The sequence below is a fragment of the Xanthobacter aminoxidans genome (assembly GCF_023571765.1).
In the GTDB taxonomy this organism is placed as follows: Bacteria; Pseudomonadota; Alphaproteobacteria; order Rhizobiales; family Xanthobacteraceae; genus Xanthobacter; species Xanthobacter aminoxidans.
Genome location: NZ_JAMJXC010000007.1, coordinates 230,405 through 248,695 on the forward strand (window position 1 = coordinate 230,405; position 18,291 = coordinate 248,695).

The window sequence follows — 18,291 nt, forward strand, 5'->3', positions numbered from 1 at the left end:
CTTACAAAGGCCCTTCGTCCGCGGCGATCGCCGCCCGCAGCAGGGCGGCGATGTGGCCGGGCTCCTCGGGGAAGCCGGCGTCGATCCAGTCCGCCTCCGCCCGCCGCAGGGCGGCCCCGAGCGCCCGTCCCGGCTTGAGGCCCAGCGCGATCAGATCATCGGCGCGGAACGGGGCACGCGGCACCGCCCATTGAGCGGCCAGCCGGCCGATCCGCTCCATGCCCGGCCGCCCGTGCGCCGCCGCCAGCAGGGCGCGCTCGCGCGCCGCTTCCGCCCCCGTCCGGTAGATGAAGGCCTGCGCCGCCGCGTCGTCGGCCATGTCCGGCACAGGGCCGGCCATGAGGGCGAGGCGCCGCCCCTCGGCATTGGACAGGCGCAGCTTTCCGCGCAGCCGCTCGGCATCGTCCGGCACCCGCACCGCAAGGACGGCGAGACGGCGGATGGCATCGGCCGGCACGTCCCAGCCCTCCCCGCGCCACAACGCCTCGATCTCCACCAGCCGCGCGAACGCCCGGGCATCGGCGATGCCGCCGATCAGCGGCTGGATCAGGCCCGCGTCGCTCATGACGGCAAGGGTCGTCGCCGCTCCGGGGGCGAGGAGCAGCTTCAGCAATTCGGCGCGCACCCGCTCGTGGGACAAGGCGAGCAGGCCCTGCCGCAGGCGCACGGCACCGGAGAATGCTGCCTTGTCCACCGGGCCGGCCCCATAGGCCGCGTGAAAGCGGAACAGACGCAGGATGCGCAGGTAATCTTCGCGAATGCGCGCGTCCGGCGAACCGATGAAGCGGATTTTCCGCGCCTCAAGGTCCGCAAGGCCGCCCACGAGGTCCACCACCGTGCCGTCCGGCGCCGCATAGAGCGCGTTCAGGGTGAAATCGCGCCGCTCGGCATCGTGCTGCCAGCTCCGGCCGAAGCGCACCACCGCCCGCCTGCCATCCGTCTCCACGTCCTCGCGCAGGGTGGTGACCTCATAGCCGTGATGGCCGGACACCACGGTGACAGTGCCATGCTCGATGCCGGTCGGCACCGCCTTGAGGCCGGCGCGGGCGGCGCGGGCGGCGACCTCCTGTGGCAGGGCGGTGGTCGCGATGTCCACGTCGATCACGGGCAGGCCGAGGAGGGCGTTGCGCACCGCACCTCCAACCACCCGCGCCTCCTCCCCGCCGCCATTCAGCACGGCGAGCAGGGGCGAAAGGCCCGGTGTGGTCCAGAACGGCGCGCCGGCAACGCTGACAGTCATTCGAAATGCCCCGGCACGAACGCGCCATCCTTGGTCTGGGCGGGAACGTAGTGAGCGCCCGGCGGGGCCACGCGATCATGCTCGAACAGGAACAGGCCCAGCGCCACCAGCCCGACGGCCGCTACCGAGGCCACCGCGAGGGCGCGCGGCGACCAGTTGGCCGGCACGACCGACCCTTTGGTCGCGAGCAGCAGGGCGCCGTAGAGCAGGAACGGCGTGAGAAAGAGAGCGAGTTCGATGAGCAGGCTGCGCGCCATCAGGCGTAGACCTTCTCGTAGAGATTGCGCAGCATGCCCGCGGTTGCGCCCCAGATGTTATGCCCCTCGAACGGCATCACATAGAAGTGCCGCAGCGTGCCCTTCCATTCCCGCGACTGGCGCTCATGGTTGCGTGGGCTCATGAGAAAGCCGAGCGGCACCTCGAACGCCTCGTCCACCTCGGCGGGATTGAGGGTGAGCGTATAGGCCGGGTCCACCAGCCCCACCACCGGAACGATCCAGAAGCCGGTACCGGAGAGGTAGCCGTCCAGAAATCCCAGGGGCCGCACCAGCGCCGAATCAAGCCCCACCTCCTCGCGCGCCTCCCGCAGGGCCGCATCGATCTCGTCCTTGTCACCGGGATCGATGCGCCCGCCGGGAAAGGCCACCTGCCCCGCATGCTGTGAGAGGTGCGACGATCTGAGCGTGAGCAAAATGGTCGGCTCCGGCCGGGCGATGACCGGCACGAGGACGGCGGCGTGGCGCGGGCGATCCTGCGGGATGAGGCTCACCTTCTCCGGCTGCAAGGCATGGTCGCCGTTCAGCGCGAGAAAGTCGCTTTCCGAATAGAAGGGAGGCGGATCCCGCGACAGGCGCTCACCCGCACGGCGCAGGAAATCGGCGAGGCTGTCACCGGCGCTGTTGGCCTCGGAAAATGCATCATCGGACACCCGCATCAGTCCAGTCCCAGTTCGGCTGCCGGAAGAATGGGGAAGAAGAGCCCGCCCGACGCCACGCCGAACATGGGGACGCCGCCCTCCTCCCGCACCTCCCCGAGATCCATGAGGTCGAGATGGACGGCGCGCGACAGCCGCGCCTCCAGCCCCCGCCGGACATGCAGGTAGGGGACCACCTCGCCCACCCCGTCGCCGCGGGCGAACCGCAGCTCGTGGCCCGGGCCACAGCGCACCACGTCGTCCAGATTGGTGCGGAAGACGAGGGTGCGATTCGGGTCGCTGCGCCCGGCCGCATCCGGCTCAGACGCGGATTCCACGGCCAGATCCACGGCAAGAAACGGAGCATCCTCAACCCGAATGCCCACCTTCTCCACCGGCGTCTTCAGCACGAAGCGCTCGCCCTCCCGTGCCAGCACGGAGGCGAACAGCTTCACCAACGCCGGGCGGGTGATGGGGGTGCCCATGTAGGTCCAGCTTCCATCGGCGCGGATCACCATGTCCATGTCGCCGCAATCGGGCGGATTCCACAGCTCCACCGGGGCCGGACCTTTCCCGCCGCCGGCGCGCGCGGCCGCCATCAGCGCCTCCAGCCGGCCCGGCGCAGATGGCGCATCGGAAGTGGAGGGCGTGAGAGCTGGCGTGTCTGGCGTTGGGGCAGGCATCTGGTCTCCTTGGACCCGGTCACGCCGCAAAAGGCGGAAGCCTCGCGATGACGTGAGTGCGCCGCACCCGCACCACCTCCGCGGGGGCTCGACGGGCGCGCATCATATCGTAAGCTCTCTGTCCGGGTGGCGCGACGTTTGCAAGACTTCGCGAGACGGGCGTGTTCCGCTCCGTCCCAGACCGGCGCGTGGACCGGCCCGCCCGATGCCCGTTAAACAGGCAAAGGGTGGATCAGACTGGCGGATGGGAGCCGGAGGCGTTTTGTTGCCGCTTTTGGCAGCAAGCTTGCGGTGCGTGTCCGGCGTGCAGGCAATTATGGCGTGCGGTTCGTGTTTGGCGTGCGGTTCGTACTTGGCGTGTAGGAGATGAGCATATGTCGGCTGCCGGCGAGACCTTTGACCTCGACCAGATGATCATCCGCAATGCGGAAGCCGCCGCCGCCCATGTGAAGGCTGCCCGCGCGGCCATATCCAACGTCATCTTCGGCCAGGAAACGGTGGTGGAGCGCGCGCTCATTACCATCCTCGCCGGCGGCCATGCGCTGCTCGTCGGCGTGCCGGGCCTCGCCAAGACCAAGCTCGTGGACACCATGGGCACCGTGCTCGGCCTCGATGCCCGCCGCGTGCAGTTCACGCCGGACCTTATGCCCTCAGACATCCTCGGCGCCGAGGTGCTGGAGGAATCAGCCGGCGGCCGCCGCGCCTTCCGCTTCATCAAGGGCCCGATCTTCGCCCAGCTCCTGATGGCGGACGAGATCAACCGCGCCTCGCCGCGCACCCAGTCGGCCCTGCTGCAGGCCATGCAGGAATACCATGTCACCGTCGCCGGCGAGCGGCACGATCTGCCCAAGCCCTTCCATGTGCTCGCGACCCAAAACCCGCTGGAGCAGGAAGGCACCTATCCCCTCCCCGAGGCGCAGCTCGACCGCTTCCTGATGGAAATCGACGTCGATTATCCCGATCGCGACGCCGAGCGGCGCATCCTGTTCGAGACCACCTCGGCGGAGGAGCAGAAGCCCCGCGCCGCCATGACGGTGGACGATCTGGTGGCCGCCCAGCGCCTCGTCCGCCGCCTGCCGGTGGGCGCATCGGTGGTGGAAGCCATCCTCACCCTCGTCCGCTCGGCGCGTCCCGGCGCCGAAGGGCCGGAGCAGGCCTATATTGCCTGGGGCCCCGGCCCGCGCGCCAGCCAGGCGCTGATGCTGGCGGTGCGCGCCCGCGCCCTGCTGGACGGGCGCTATGCCCCCTCCCTCGACGATGTGGTGGCCCTCGCCGAGCCGGTGCTGAAGCACCGCATGGCGCTGACCTTCGCCGCCCGCGCCGAGCGCCAGAGCGTCACCGGCATCATCCGCCGCCTCACCGAGCGGCTCGGGTGAGCGCGGACCGGCCCGCGCCCATGGCCGCTCCCATGGCCAACGCCCCACAAAAAGGCGCGCCCGAGGACGCGCAGCGTCACGCCGTTGAGACGTCCGCCCTCGCCGCCGCAGACCTTGCGGCAGCCATGCCGCGCCTCGTCCTGGAGGCGCGCCGCATCGCCATGAGCGTGCAGCACGGCCTGCACGGGCGTCGGCGCTCGGGCACGGGTGAGAATTTCTGGCAATACCGCCGTTTCGTGGACGGCGAGCCGGCCAATCGCGTGGACTGGCGCCGCTCCGCCCGCGACGATCATCTTTATGTCCGCGAGCGCGAGTGGGAGGCGAGCCACACGGTGTGGATCTGGCCCGATCTCTCGGCGTCCATGGACTATGCCTCCCGCGGGCAGCCGCCGAAGCGCGAGCGGGCGCTTGTAGTGGCTTTCGCCCTCGCGGAGCTTCTGGTGAAGGGCGGCGAGCGCGTGGGCATTCCCGAATTGATGCGCCCCTCCGCCAACCGCCGCATCGTCGAGCGGATGGCCGAGGCGGTGGTGCTGGCGCCGCGCCTGCCGGCGAGCCTGCCGCCTGAGTTCGGCCCCTCGCCGCTCTCCGAGATCGTTCTGCTGAGCGATTTCTGGAGCCCGGCCGAAGAGGTCTCGGCCCGGCTTCACATGCTGGCCGCCTCGGGCGCCCACGGCCATCTGGTGCAGATCGTGGACCCGGCGGAGGAGACGTTTCCCTTCTCCGGCCGCATCGAATTCCGCGAACCGGAGGGCGGCGACCGCCTCACTGTCGGCCGGGCCGAGAGCTGGAAGGCCGACTATGACGTGAAGCTGGCGGACCACCGCGCCCGTCTCCGTGCCGCCGCGGAACGGCTCGGCTGGAGCTTCGCCATCCACCGCACCGACCGGCCGGCGAGCGAAATGCTGCTCGCCCTGCACCAGCGCATGAGTGTGGGGGGCGGCCCGTCCGCCTTCCCGAAGGACGGCGGCCATGCCTTCGTCTCTGGAGGACCGGCCTGATGTTCGGTCTTCCCCTCGCCTTTTCCGCGCCGCTGCTGCTCACCGCCTTCCTGGCGCTGCCGCTGCTGTGGTTCCTGCTGCGCGTAGTGCCGCCGAAGCCGCGCGAGGTTAGCTTTCCCCCGCTGCGCCTGCTCCTGGGCATCACGCCCAAGGAGGAGAGCGCGGCGCGTACGCCGTGGTGGCTCACCGCGCTGCGGATGCTGCTGGCGGCCCTCGTCATCCTCGCCGCCGCCGGCCCCATCTGGAACCCGCCCGCGACGGCGCCGACCGGCTCGGGGCCGCTTCTCATCGTCATAGACCAGGGCTGGCCCGCCGCCGCGAGCTGGGAGGCCCGCCGCAGCGCTGCGGCCGCCCTCATCGACGAGGCGGAGACCAACGGGCGCGGCGTCGCCCTCATTCCCACCGGCGACGTGCCGCGCGAGGCGACCCTCTCCACTCCCGCAGCCGCGCGTGACCACCTGCGCTCGCTGGAGCCGGTGCCCTATGCGCCCGCCCGCAGGGACGCGCTGGCGCTGGCCGGGCGCCTCCTCGGCACGGAGCCCAGCGCCGGCATCGTCTACATTTCCGATGGCGTGGACCTTGGTGCCGATCCCGACACCGCCCGCGCCTTCGCCGATCTCGGCACCGGCGCACGCCTGCTGGTGGTGGGCGGCGGCGTCGCCGCGCCGCTCGCCCTTGCTGGCGCCGAGAATGCCGCGGAAGCGCTCACGGTGAAGGTACTGCGGCCGACCTCCGGCGCCCCGCGCTCCGGCCGGGTGACGGCCCGCGACATGCGCGGCCTCGTGCTCGCCGAAGCCCCCTTCACCCTGCCAGAGGGCGCGAGCGAGGTGGATGCCCGCTTCGACCTGCCGGTGGAATTGCGCAACGAGGTGGCGCGGCTGGAGATTGCCGGCGAACACTCGGCCGGCGCCGTGCAGCTTCTCGACAAGCGCTGGCGGCGGCGCTCCGTGGGCGTCGTCTCCGGCACCTCCACCGACACCGGACAGCCCCTGCTGGCGCCGACCTATTACCTCTCCCGCGCCCTCGGCCCGTTCGCCGACCTGCGCGTGGCGGAGACGGGATCGGCCACCGAGAACATCAACCGCTTCCTCGACCAGCGCCTGCCCGTGCTGGCGCTGACGGATGTGGGCACCATCCCGCCTGCCACCCGCAACCGCCTCGCCAAGTTCGTGGAAGACGGCGGCGTGCTGATCCGCTTCGCCGGGCCGCGCCTCGCCAATGCGCAGGACGATCTCCTGCCGGTGCGCCTGCGCCGCGGCGGCCGTGTGCTCGGCGGCTCCCTCTCGTGGGAAACGCCGCAGAAGCTCGGCTCCCTGACGCCGGAAGGCCCCTTCCGCGACATCAAGCCTGCCGACGACGTGACAGTGAACCGGCAGGTGCTCGCCGAGCCGGACGGCACGCTGGGCGACCGCACCTGGGCGACGCTCGCCGACGGCACACCCCTCGTCACCGGCACCCGTCGGGGCAAGGGCGCGCTGGTGCTGTTCCATGTCACCGGCGACACATCCTGGTCGAACCTCCCCCTTTCCGGCACATTCGTTGAGATGCTGCGCCACGTGGTTGCCCTGTCCGATGCCCCGCCCCCGCCCGAGACGGCGCCGGCGGACACTGCCATTCATCCCGCCGGCCGGCCGGATGTGGCGGCGCTGCCCCCCGCCCGCGTTCTCGACGGCTTCGGCGCCTTCCGCCCCGCCGGCCCCACCGCCCGCGCTTTGCCCGCCGACTATCGCGGCCGTTCCACCGCCGATCATCCGCCCGGCTTCTACGGCCCGCCGGACGGCCTCGTGGCGGTCAACACGCTGCTCCCCGCCGACCGGCCCAAGGCCCTCGACCTCGCGGCGCTGGGCGGACGCACGGAGCCGTTGCAGGAGAGCGCGCCGCGCGACATGCGCGGGCCGATCCTCATCGGCGCCATGCTGCTGCTGCTGCTCGACGCTCTGGCGGTTCTGTTCCTCGCCGGCGGGCTCTCCCGCATGGGCGGAACGCGGCCGCGCCCAGGGGCCGCCGCCATCCTGCTCGCCGCCGTGATGCTGGGCGCCGCCGGAGGCGCCTTCCTGCCCGGACCTGCCCGGGCCGACGACAGCTTCGCGCTGAAGGCCACCACGCAGACCCGCTTCGCCTATGTGGTGACGGGCGACAGCGAGGTGGACGACATCTCCCGCGCCGGCCTCGACGGCCTCGCCACCTTCCTCGCCCAGCGCACGGCGCTGCAGGCCGGCGAGGCCATGGGGGTGGACATCGGGAAGGATGAACTCGCCTTCTTCCCCGTCCTCTATTGGCCCATCCTCGCCAACACGCCGGTCCCGGCGCAGCCGGTGCTGGCGCGCATCGACGCCTACATGAAGCAGGGCGGCACGGTGATCTTCGACACGCGCGACGCGATCGAATCCCCCGGCGGGCCAGGCGCGCCGCTCACCCCGGCGCAGGCGCGGCTGAAGGAGATCCTCTCCCGCCTCGACATTCCCGAGCTGGAGCCGGTGCCGCGCGACCACGTGCTCACGAAGGCCTTCTATCTGCTGAAGGATTTCCCCGGCCGCTTCACCGGCGGCACCACCTGGGTGGAGGCGCTCCCCGCCGCCCGCGACGATGCCGACCGCCCCGCCCGCGCCGGCGACGGCGTGTCCCCCGTCATCATCACCTCCAACGACCTTGCCGGCGCCTGGGCCGTCTCGCGCTCGGGCGAACCCATGCTGCCGCTCACCCCCGGCGAGCCGCGCCAGCGCGAGATCGCCTTCCGAGCCGGCGCCAACATGGTGATGTACGTGCTGACCGGCAACTACAAGGCGGACCAGGTGCACGTGCCGGCGCTTCTGGAACGGCTGGGGCAGTGAGGAAGACATCCATCCGATGAGCTACGGCCTCACCTTCTCCCCCTTCCTGCCGCTGCCGGCCCTGATCGCGGTGGCGATCGCGGCCGCTGTGCTGGCGGGGCTGCTGGTCTATTCCCGCACGCGCGGCTCGGTGTTCCGGGCGCTGGCGCTGGCGGTGGGCCTGCTCGCCCTCGCCAACCCCTCCTTCACCCGTGAGGAGCGCGAGCCGCTGTCCTCCGTTGTGGCGGTGGTGGTGGACAAGAGCCAGTCCCAATCCTTCGGCGAACGCACCCAGCAGACCGAAGCCGCCCGCGCCCAGCTCGCCGAGCGCCTGGGCAAGCTCTCCGGCGTCGAGGTGCGGACCATCGAGGCCGATGCGGGCGACGGCTCGGTGGACGGTACGCGCCTGTTCTCGGCCCTCTCGGCCGGCCTTGCCGACGTGCCGCCGGAGCGGGTGGCCGGTGCCATCATGATCACCGATGGGCGGGTCCACGACACGCCGGAGAATGCCGGCGCGCTGGGCTTTTCCGCCCCCGTCCACGCCCTCATCACCGGCCGCGCCGGCGAGCGGGACCGCCGCGTGGCGCTGGAGAAGACGCCGCGCTTCGGCATCGTCGGCCAGAAGCAGACCATCACCTTCAAGGTGACGGACGAAGGCGCGCCGGCCGGCGCCCGCGTGCCCGTCACCATCCGCCGCGACGGCGAGGTGATCGGCCGCCCCACCGTCACCACCGGCCGCAGCGCCAGCATCGATGTGGACATCACCCACGCCGGCCCCAACATCGTCGAGTTCGAGGTGCCCCCGCTCGAGGGCGAGCTGACGCGGGTGAACAACCGCACCGCCGTCGCCATCGATGGCGTGCGCGATAAGCTGCGCGTGCTGCTCGTCTCCGGCGAGCCGAACGTGGGCGAGCGCACCTGGCGCAACCTGTTGAAGAGCGATGCCAATGTGGACCTCGTCCACTTCACCATCCTGCGCCCGCCGGAGAAGCAGGACGGCACGCCCATCAACGAACTCTCGCTGATCGCCTTCCCGACCCGCGAGCTGTTCCAGACCAAGATCAAGGATTTCGACCTCATCATCTTCGACCGTTATGCCCAGCAGGGCGTGCTGCCGCAGATCTATTTCGACAACATCGTGCGCTACGTGCGCGCCGGCGGCGCCGTGCTGGTGGCCGCGGGCACGGACTTCCTCGACACTGGCTCGCTCTACAACACGCCGCTGGAGGAAATCCTTCCCGGCATACCGCGCGGCGAGGCCACTGACGCCCCCTACCACGCCAAGCTCACGGACCCCGGCAAGCGCCATCCTGTCACCCGCAACCTGCCAGGATCGGAGAGTGACCCGCCCCACTGGAGCCGCTTCTTCCGCGTGATCGACGCGCAGGCGCGCTCCGGCACCAGCCTCATGTCCGCGCCCGGCGACAAGCCGGTGCTGCTGGTGGACCGGGTGGGCGAGGGCCGCGTCGCACTCCTCCTCTCCGACCACATCTGGCTGTGGGCGCGCGGCTACGAGGGCGGCGGCCCGCACATCGACCTGCTCCGCCGTCTCTCCCACTGGCTGATGAAGGAGCCGGACCTGGAGGAGGAGCGCCTCAAGCTCACCGTCTCCGGCCGCGATCTGGTGGTGGAGCGCCAGACCATGGCGGACCAGGTGCCGCCCGCCACCGTCACCACGCCCTCGGGCGCGCTGCGCACCCTCACCCTCGCCCAGGTCGAGCCCGGCCTGTGGCAGGCCAAGACGCCGGCGGACGAACTGGGCCTGTGGCGGGCACAGAACGGCACGCTGAACGCCCTCGCCAATATCGGCCCCCTGAACCCCAAGGAATTCGCCGAGGTAACGAGCACCCGCGACGTGCTCGCCCCCATCGCGGCGGCCACGGGCGGCGGCGTGTGGCGGCTCGCCGATCTCAACGGCCAGGTGCCGCGCCTCGTGCAGGTCTCCGCCTCGGACCGGCTGGCCGGCGAGGACTGGATGGGGCTGAAGACGCGGGACGTCTCGGTGGTGCGCGGCATCGGCCTGTTCCCGATGTTCGCGGGTCTCTCAGGCCTGCTCCTGCTGCTCGGCGTCATCACCGCCGCCTGGGTGCGCGAGGGCCGCTGAGGCGGCCCTCCGGGCGCGGGATGCCGAAACTTAAGGTTATGGTTAACGATTTGCTGCCACGCTCCCGGAAACTCGCACACCGGGAGCATGTTGCATGGCGTCCGCCGCCTCCGTATCCGCCGACCGCAACCGTGGGATCGCGCTGCTGATGGGCGGAGCGATGCTGGCTGGCGGCCTGCTGCTCATGGTCCAGATCGTGACCGCTTTCAGCGCCTTTGCCTCCGTCTGAAGGGACAGCACCGGGAATGGGCGCGCTGCGCGCCCTCGCGATGCCCCCTATTGCAGCGCCGCCCGCTCCTCGGCCTCACGCTGGCTCTCGGCCCGCTTGGTGACGATGGAGGCAATGATGACCACCACCGTCACGATGGCGATGAGGATGGTGCAGACCGCGTTGATCTCCGGCGTCACGCCGAGGCGCACCTGCGAATAGATGCGCATGGGCAGCGTGGTGGCGCCGGGTCCGGTGGTGAAGCTCGCAATCACCAGATCATCCAGCGACAGGGTGAAGGCCAGCATGAAGCCGGACACCACCGCCGGCAGGATGAGCGGCAGGGTGATCTTGAAGAAGGTCTGGAACGGCGGGCAGCCGAGATCCAGCGCCGCCTCCTCCAGCGTGCGATCGAAGGTGACGAGGCGCGACTGCACCACCACGGCCACGAAGCACATGGTGAAGGTGATGTGGGCGAGCAGCACGGTCCAGAAGCCGCGGTCGAAATTCACCGCCACGAACAGCAGCAGCAGCGACAGGCCGGTGATGACCTCGGGCATGACGAGGGGCGCGTAGATCATGCCAGAAAACAGCGTGCGCCCGCCGAATCGCCCATAGCGGGTGAGCGCCAACGCCGCCATGGTGCCGAGCACGGTGGCCGCCAGCGAGGAGAAGAAGGCGATGCGCAACGTCACCCAGGCAGCATCGATGAGCTGCTCGTTCTCCAGCAAAGACCAGTACCATTGGGTGGAAAAACCGGCCCATACGGTGACAAGTCTTGACGCGTTGAAAGAGTAGATCACCAACAGAATGATCGGGATGTAGAGGAAGGCGAAGCCCAGCACGATGGACGTGACGTTGAACCAGGTGAGGCCTTTTCTCATTTGCCTGCCTCCAGTTCGCGCTGCTGGATGTTCTGGTAGATCACGATGGGGATCACCAGCACGAGCAGCAGCAGCACCGCCACCGCCGAAGAGACCGTCCAGGAGCGGTTCACGGTGAACTCGGTCCAGAGCGACTTGCCGATCATCAGCGTGTCGGAGCCGCCGAGCAGATCGGGGATCACGAACTCGCCCACCGCCGGGATGAAGCACAGCAGAGCTCCCGCGGCGACGCCGGGGAGCGAGAGTGGGAAGGTGATCTTCCAGAAGGCCTTCACGGGCGGGCAGCCGAGATCGGCCGCGGCTTCGAGAAGCGTGAGGTCGAGCTTCTCCAGCGCCGAATAAAGCGGCAGCACCATGAACGGCAGGTAGGAATAGACGATGCCGATATAGACCGCGAGATTGGTATTCAGGATCTCCAGCGGTGTGTCGATAACCCCAAGCGCCATCAGCCCCTGATTGAGCAGACCCTCCGGCGAGAGGATGCCGATCCAGGCGTAGACGCGGATGAGGAACGAGGTCCAGAAGGGCAGGATCACCAGCATCAGCAGCGTCGGCTGAATGGAGCGCGGCGCCCGCGCCATGGCGTAGGCGATGGGATATCCAACCAGCAGCAGCAGGATCGTCGAGATGGACGCGATGATCAGGCTGGAGCCGTAGGCGGCGAGGAATTCGTTCGAAAAATCCAGCACGTAGCCGTAATTGGCCAGGGAGAGCTGCGACAGGAAGTCGGTCAGGCCCGAAAGGCCGTTGGAGAGATCGAGTTGCGGCGCATAGGGCGGCTGGGCCACCACGTCCTGCGACAGCGAGATCTTGAAGACGATGAGGAAGGGCGCCAGAAACAGCGCCAGAAGCCACAGATAGGGAACCGCGATCACGAACCAGCGGCCCCGTCCCTTTTCTCCCGCCATGGCCATGACTGCCTCCTAACGGGTCAGAAGGACGCCGGCGTCGGGATCAAACGTGACCCACACCTTGTCCTCCCAGGAAATGGGCCGCGCCACCCGGCGCGACAGGTTCGGCTGGGACACCTTGAGGCGCTGACCGCAGGCGAGCTCCACGTGATAGATGGAGAGATCGCCCAGATAGCCGATGTCCCAGATTTCCCCGGCGAAGACGTTCTCCGTCCCCTCAGGCGGCGGATCGAGCGAAATGCGCAGCTTCTCCGGCCGAATGGCGATGCAGGCCTTGCCGCCGGGCCCGGCCTCGCAGGGATGCGCCACGGTCAGCGGCGACGGCGTCACCTCCGAGGTGAGGCGTGTGGTCTCGCCCTCGCAGGCGGTCACGGTCGATTCGATCAGGTTCACCTCGCCGATGAAGTCGGCGATGTAGCGCGTGGCCGGCTGCTCATAGATTTCCGCCGGGGGGGCCACCTGCACCAGCACGCCGTGATTCATCACCGCGATGCGATCGGCCACGGTCATGGCCTCTTCCTGGTCGTGGGTCACGATCAGAAAGGTCATGCCGAGGGACATCTGCAGGTCCATCAGCTCGAACTGGGTCTCCTCGCGCAGCTTCTTGTCGAGAGCGCCGAGCGGCTCGTCCAGCAGCAGCACCTTGGGGCGCTTGGCGAGCGAACGGGCGAGCGCGACGCGCTGGCGCTGGCCGCCGGAAAGCTGGTGCGGCTTGCGTTTGGCGAACTGCTCAAGCTTCACCAGTTCCAGCATCTCGGTAACGCGGGCGTCGATGTCGGCCTTCGGCATCTTGTCCTGCTTCAGGCCGAAGGCGATGTTGTCCGCCACGTTCATGTGCGGGAACAGCGCGTAGGACTGGAACATCATGTTCACCGGCCGCCGGTAAGGCGGCACCCCCGCGAGATCTTCACCCGCGAGCGTCAGGCGGCCGGAGGTCGGTTCCTCGAAGCCGGCGAGCATCCGCATGAGGGTGGTCTTGCCGCAGCCCGAAGGGCCGAGCAGAGCGAAGAACTCCCGCTCATAGATGTCGAGGCTGACATTGTTGACCGCAGTGAAATCGCCGAACCGCTTGACGACATTCTCGAAGCGGATGAGCGGCGTCTGGGTTGGATCCTTCCATGGGGCAAACGTGCGCCGGACGGCGCCGATGGTTTCCTTGCGCGCCTTGTCCGCTGCCATGACTTCCCCCATCCAGGCCTCGTAGCTGGAGGCTAGCTGCGCAGAAGGAAACGCTCAAGCCGCAAGCAGGCGCATTTTTTCAGCGCCCGTAGCCTGCCGAGCGCCCAACCGTGTCAGCCCGGCATGTCATCCACTGCCATCGGCGCCGAGCCCCTTGCACCGCAGCGCCGCATGTACTAGAGGAGCGCTCCTGACGACGGCACACCCGTCTCCGCGGTCCCCTCCTGGTGCGGCCGCCGGCACGCTGCGGTAGCTCAGTGGTAGAGCACTCCCTTGGTAAGGGAGAGGTCGAGAGTTCAATCCTCTCTCGCAGCACCATCCTATGGCGTTGATCGGCCAAGCTTCTTTGAGATAGAAGGACTTCGGACAGCTCCCCTGGTACACAGAGCTGGTCCACGATGGCCCTTCGCATGTCACGCCCGGTCCGCCTGCCACACACCTCCGTTCCTGCTTTCCGCAAGCGCATCCCCGCCGACCTACGCGGTAAAGTCACAGGACGAGAGGTCCGCATTCCATTCCCAGCCCACGGGCACGAACCCGAGTGCACCGTGGTCGCCACCCTTGGCGTGTCGGAGGTCAAGTTTTCCCTCCACACCCGCGACCCACGTGTTGCCACCGCCCGCTCCGGCATCGCCGAGGACCACCTCCAGCGCCTCTTCGCAGGGCTGCGGAGCGGGCCGGTGCGCCTCACCCACAAGCAGGTCGTGGCATTGGCGGGGGTGTGGTATCGCGGCTTCGTCGCCCACCTTGAAGACGATCCCGGCAAGCCCTTTGTGTTCGAGAAGTTGCGGCAGTCGGTTTCGGACGCCCTCGACGATCCCGCGAAGCTGCGCTCAGAGATGGGACCGTTTGCAGACGAAGTGCTCGCAGCCCACGCCCTCACGGTGGACGATGACAGCCGAGACGCCCTCATGGTCGCCATGCGGGACGCTATTCGCGATGCCGCCGGAACGCTGTTGCGACGAGCACGCGGCGACTATGGGCCGGACACTGTTGCCGAGCGCTTCCCCTCAGTCGGGGCCCTCCCCTCCCCTGCAACGGGCGATGCCCTTCAGGTGCCCGCATCGGCCACAGGCGCAGGCGCGACACTGACCGGCCTCGCCAAGGCGTGGGGCCGAGAGCGTCAACCGCGGGCGAAGACGCTGGAAGAGCACCTTCGGGTGGTGAAGGCGTTCGTGGCGTTCGTGAAGCACGACGACGCCGAAGCGATCACCCCTGAGGACGTGGTCGCCTGGAAGGATGCCCTCGTCGCCGAAGGGCGCCTTGCCGCCAAGACCATCAATGCCAAGTACCTCACGCCCCTGGGCACCGTCCTCAACTGGGGCAAGGCGAACCGCAAGATTGCCGGCAATCCGGCGCAGGGTATCCGGTCGAGCGGGAAGGCCCCACCGCGCACACGGGAACGCTCCTTCACCTCCGAGGAAGCCACCACCATCTTGAAGGCGGCGCTCCGTGCCCACAATGCGCCCGGCAGGAACGCCTTCGAGATGCTGGCGGCGCGACGATGGGTGCCTTGGCTCTGCGCCTACTCCGGCGCCCGCGTCGCCGAGATCACCCAACTCCGGGGGCAGGACTTTCAGGAGGTCCAGGGGGTGTGGGTCTTCCGCATCTCGCCGGAGGCCGGCGCCGTGAAGACGGACAAGCCAAGGACGGTCCCCATCCATCCCGACCTGATCCGGCAGGGGCTCCCGCAGTTCGTGAAGGAGCGCGGGGATGGGCCGCTGTTCTACAAGGAGGCCCCCACCCGCCGGAAGGACCCGACCAAGGCCCATCCCGCAAAGACGGTGGCGGGGCGCCTCGCCGGTTGGGTGCGCGACATTGGTGTGAACGACCCGAACGTGCAGCCGAACCACGGCTGGCGACACTTGTTCATGACGCTGTGCCGCGAGCATGGGGTGGCGGAAGAGGCTCGGTATTTCATCGTAGGCCACACCAGGCGCGACACAGGGCAGAGCTATGGCGAGGCGTCGGCAGCGGCGTTGCTGCGGGAGGTGGCGAAGCTGCCGGCGTTCGGGGTCCAATGAAGGTGGCGGGTCACGCTGGCGTCCATCCACGATTGCGCTAGAACGGGACAACACGCCGAGTTGGGGACGGTCCGCACCATGACGCCGCACGAGTTCATCACGAAGTGGCAGAACTCGAAGCTGAAGGAGCGGGCGGCGGCGCAATAGCATTTCCTCGATCTGTGCCGGCTGCTTGGCGAGAAGACGCCGGCTGAGGTGGATGCCGGCGGCCTCGATTACGGCTTCGAGGTGGGCGCCACCAAGACCGGCGGCGGCCACGGCTTCGCCGACGTGTTCAAGCGCGGCCATTTCGGCTGGGAATACAAGGGCACCCGCGCCAATCTGGATGCGGCCTTGCTCCAGCTCCAGCGCTATGCGGTGGCCCTCGACAATCCGCCGCTGCTCATCGTGTCGGACATCGGAACCACCATCCGCATCCACACCAACTGGACCAATTCGGTCTCCAAAATCTACGACATCCCCATTGCCGAGCTGGAGGATGCGGAGAAGCGTCAGTGGCTAAAGGCCGCCTTTGCGGACCCGGAGGCGCTGCGGCCTACCAAGACCCGCCAGCAGCTCACCGAGGAAGTGGCCGGCAAGTTCGCGGAACTCGCCCGCTCGCTCCGGGCGCGATACGACGAGCCGGAGGAGGTCGCGCACTTCATTAACCGCCTCGTCTTCTGCATGTTCGCGGAAGACGTGAAGTTGCTGAAAGACGGAATGTTCTCCCGAATGCTGGATCAGGCCCTCCTGAACCCAAGCAAGTTCGAAGATTTTGCCCGCAAGCTATTCCGCGCCATGAGCAAGGGCGGGACTATCGGTTTCGAGACGGTGGCGTGGTTCAACGGCGGCCTGTTCGACAGCGACCGCGTGTTCCCCCTGACGCCGGCCGAAATCCGCCTCGTGCACGAGGCTGCGCAGCGCTTTTGGGGAGATATCGACCCATCCATCCTCGGCACCCTCTTCGAGCGCGGACTGGACCCGGACAAGCGCAGCCAACTCGGGGCGCATTACACCGACCGCGACAAGATCATGATGATCATTGAGCCGGTCATCATCGCTCCCCTCGCAGCCGAATGGGCGGAGGCGAAGGCGGAGATTGCTGCACTGATGGAGAAGGCAGCAGCCCTCGACGCTACCGCAAAGACCCAGCGTGGCAAGGCCGGCTCCACAGCCAAGGGGCAGGCCACCACGGCGCTCAATTCCGCCCAGGCGGTGCTGGACCGCTATCTGAAGCGCCTTGCCGACTTTCGGGTGCTCGACCCTGCATGCGGCTCTGGCAATTTCCTGTATCTGGCATTGCGAGCACTGAAGGATCTGGAGCACCGTGCCCAGGTGGAGGCGGAAGCCCTCGGCCTCCCGCGCCGCTTCCCAGCCATCGGGCCAGAGGTGGTGCGTGGCATCGAGATCAACCCCTATGCGGCCGAGCTGGCGCGGGTCTCGGTATGGATCGGTGAAATCCAGTGGATGCTTAAGAACGGCTTCGAGGCCGCGCAGAACCCGGTGCTGAAGCCGCTGGAGAACATCGAGCGCCGGGATGCGTTGCTGAACGAGGATGGGACGCGAGCGGAGTGGCCAGAGGCTAACGTCATCGTGGGCAATCCTCCTTTTTTGGGGCGGGCGAAGCTGAACCGTGTCCTTAAGGAGGATTATGTTGCCGCTCTAAGGAGCGCTTATGCCAATGATGTCCCTCCAAGCTCTGATTTGGTTATATACTGGTTCTATAAAGCCCACGAACTCATATCATGTGGTAGCGTCGAAACTGCTGGGTTTGTTGGGACACAAGCAATTCGCAGAGGTGCAAGTCGCAAGACCCTGGATAAAATCGTCAATTCTGGACGAATTTTCGATGCGTGGTCGGACCAGCGCTGGGCAATTGACGGGGCTGCGGTACGCGTTTCTTTGGTTTGCTTCGATCGCACCAAAGAGGGGCCAGCGCACCTCGACGGCAGACAGGTTGTGCGTATTGCCTCAGATTTGTTTGCGACCGAGCAAATTATTGAGCCATATAGGCTGTCTGAGAATATTGGAACAGGGTTTCAAGGAACCATCAGCGGTGGCCCATTCGAGATTTCAGGAGAGATCGCGAGGAAGTGGATTTCTTCATCCGGAAACCCTAACGGACGGCCCAATTCCGACATTTTGTTCCCGTGGAGGAATGCCGACGACTTGATCGCAGCCATTTCAGACACTTGGATTATCGTGTTCCCGGACGACATGACAGAAACTGAGGCATCGCTCTACGAAGAGCCGTATGAATATCTGTTGAGCGCTTGGGAGGCCGAAAATACCAAACGCGAACGTGAGGGAGAAAAACCGCTAAGGGCTGGCGAGCCTCGTTCGCGAGAGACATGGTGGCTTCTACAGCGGTCGCGGCCCGCACTCGCGAAAGCGAAGTCGAATATGCACAGATACATTGCAACGCCGAGAGTTGGTAAATTTCGGGCATTCCGCTTCTTGCAACGCAATATCGTTCCCGATACTCGGCTCGTAATAATTGCCAGCGACAGCGATTGTACATTTGGCATATTGCAGTCACGTCACCACACCATGTGGGCGCTACGTTACGGAGCAAAGCATGGCGTCGGCAATGATCCAGAGTATGTGCACACAAAAACTTTCGAGACCTTTCCCTTCCCCGAAGGCCTTGCGCCCAACATCCCTGCCGCCGCCTATGCGGACGACCCCCGCGCAATCGCCATCGCCAAGGCGGCGGCCCGGCTCAATGAGCTGAGGGAGAACTGGCTCAATCCCGCCGACCTCGTGCGCCGGGAGCCGGAGGTTGTGGCCGGCTATCCTGACCGCGTAGAGCCCGTGAGCCCTGAGGCGGAGAAGGAGCTGAAGAAGCGGACCCTTGAACCGCCCCTAGTTTTCTAGACGCCTTCGGGGGTCGCTTTGTGCTGCCGTTCGAACTCGATGGGCGACAGCATCCCGTTGCGTGCGTGTTTGCGGGTGGGGTTGTAGAACATCTCGATGTAATCG

At 67.6% G+C, this 18,291-nt stretch carries 14 protein-coding genes and 1 tRNA gene; 8 read left to right on the plus strand and 7 right to left on the minus strand.

Going from position 1 to position 18,291, the window contains the following annotated elements; all coding sequences use genetic code 11:
- Window position 1: 1 nt before the first annotated feature.
- From EJ105_RS13530 to EJ105_RS13545, 4 genes are read right to left on the minus strand one after another with little or no spacing between them, the layout of a single operon-like run.
- Window positions 2-1,240, minus strand: coding sequence for a CCA tRNA nucleotidyltransferase (locus EJ105_RS13530; protein WP_250166726.1), 1,239 nt, complete (start codon window positions 1,238-1,240; stop codon window positions 2-4).
- Window positions 1,237-1,497, minus strand: coding sequence for a DUF6111 family protein (locus EJ105_RS13535; protein ID WP_024279766.1), 261 nt, complete (start codon window positions 1,495-1,497; stop codon window positions 1,237-1,239). The genes EJ105_RS13530 and EJ105_RS13535 overlap by 4 nt, the downstream gene beginning before the upstream one ends.
- Window positions 1,497-2,174, minus strand: coding sequence for a CoA pyrophosphatase (locus EJ105_RS13540; protein ID WP_250166727.1), 678 nt, complete (start codon window positions 2,172-2,174; stop codon window positions 1,497-1,499). The genes EJ105_RS13535 and EJ105_RS13540 overlap by 1 nt, the downstream gene beginning before the upstream one ends.
- Window positions 2,174-2,836 carry a DUF1285 domain-containing protein gene (locus tag EJ105_RS13545; protein WP_250166728.1) on the minus strand — a complete coding sequence of 221 codons (663 nt, stop codon included), beginning with the start codon at window positions 2,834-2,836 and terminating at the stop codon, window positions 2,174-2,176. The genes EJ105_RS13540 and EJ105_RS13545 overlap by 1 nt, the downstream gene beginning before the upstream one ends.
- A 374-nt stretch (window positions 2,837-3,210) precedes the next feature.
- Between EJ105_RS13545 and EJ105_RS13550 the strand changes: the two genes are divergently transcribed.
- From EJ105_RS13550 to EJ105_RS27835, 5 genes are all read left to right on the plus strand, one after another.
- Window positions 3,211-4,212 (plus strand): AAA family ATPase, encoded by a 1,002-nt coding sequence (locus EJ105_RS13550; RefSeq protein WP_250166729.1) that lies wholly within the window; start codon window positions 3,211-3,213, stop codon window positions 4,210-4,212.
- Window positions 4,213-4,244: 32 nt separating this feature from the next.
- Entirely contained in the window at window positions 4,245-5,210 is a 966-nt protein-coding gene (locus tag EJ105_RS13555) for a DUF58 domain-containing protein (protein ID WP_024279770.1), read from the plus strand.
- Complete coding sequence (locus EJ105_RS13560; RefSeq protein WP_250166730.1) at window positions 5,210-8,041, plus strand: DUF4159 domain-containing protein; 2,832 nt, start codon at window positions 5,210-5,212, stop codon at window positions 8,039-8,041. Before EJ105_RS13555 ends, EJ105_RS13560 begins: the two co-directional genes overlap by 1 nt.
- Window positions 8,042-8,057: 16 nt before the next feature.
- The gene (locus tag EJ105_RS13565; RefSeq protein WP_250166731.1) at window positions 8,058-10,124 is read left to right on the plus strand and encodes a hypothetical protein; all 2,067 of its coding nucleotides are present in this window, start codon (window positions 8,058-8,060) and stop codon (window positions 10,122-10,124) included.
- 94 nt (window positions 10,125-10,218) lie between these two features.
- The gene (locus EJ105_RS27835) at window positions 10,219-10,353 is read left to right on the plus strand and encodes a hypothetical protein (protein ID WP_284145435.1); all 135 of its coding nucleotides are present in this window, start codon (window positions 10,219-10,221) and stop codon (window positions 10,351-10,353) included.
- A gap of 47 nt (window positions 10,354-10,400) precedes the next feature.
- Here the strand turns inward: EJ105_RS27835 and EJ105_RS13570 are convergent, their stop codons facing one another.
- The 3 genes from EJ105_RS13570 to EJ105_RS13580 are packed head-to-tail and all read right to left on the minus strand — an operon-like array spanning window position 10,401 to window position 13,318.
- On the minus strand, window positions 10,401-11,216 hold the full coding sequence (locus tag EJ105_RS13570; RefSeq protein ID WP_024279773.1) for an ABC transporter permease: 816 nt from the start codon (window positions 11,214-11,216) through the stop codon (window positions 10,401-10,403).
- A complete protein-coding gene (locus EJ105_RS13575; RefSeq protein WP_024279774.1) occupies window positions 11,213-12,130 on the minus strand; it encodes an ABC transporter permease subunit in 918 nt (305 codons plus the stop codon). Before EJ105_RS13575 ends, EJ105_RS13570 begins: the two co-directional genes overlap by 4 nt.
- Before the next feature lie 9 nt (window positions 12,131-12,139).
- Window positions 12,140-13,318, minus strand: a complete 1,179-nt coding sequence (locus EJ105_RS13580) for an ABC transporter ATP-binding protein (RefSeq protein ID WP_394042118.1) — start codon at window positions 13,316-13,318, stop codon at window positions 12,140-12,142.
- A 231-nt stretch (window positions 13,319-13,549) separates the two neighbouring features.
- Between EJ105_RS13580 and EJ105_RS13585 the strand changes: the two genes are divergently transcribed.
- The 3 genes from EJ105_RS13585 (at window position 13,550) to EJ105_RS13595 (ending at window position 18,186) form a co-directional block, all read left to right on the plus strand.
- A tRNA-Thr gene (locus tag EJ105_RS13585) sits at window positions 13,550-13,624 on the plus strand.
- A 230-nt stretch (window positions 13,625-13,854) separates the two neighbouring features.
- Complete coding sequence (locus EJ105_RS13590) at window positions 13,855-15,330, plus strand: site-specific integrase (protein WP_250166732.1); 1,476 nt, start codon at window positions 13,855-13,857, stop codon at window positions 15,328-15,330.
- A 195-nt stretch (window positions 15,331-15,525) separates the two neighbouring features.
- The gene (locus tag EJ105_RS13595; protein ID WP_250166733.1) at window positions 15,526-18,186 is read left to right on the plus strand and encodes a class I SAM-dependent DNA methyltransferase; all 2,661 of its coding nucleotides are present in this window, start codon (window positions 15,526-15,528) and stop codon (window positions 18,184-18,186) included.
- The last annotated feature ends 105 nt before the right edge of the window (window positions 18,187-18,291 follow it).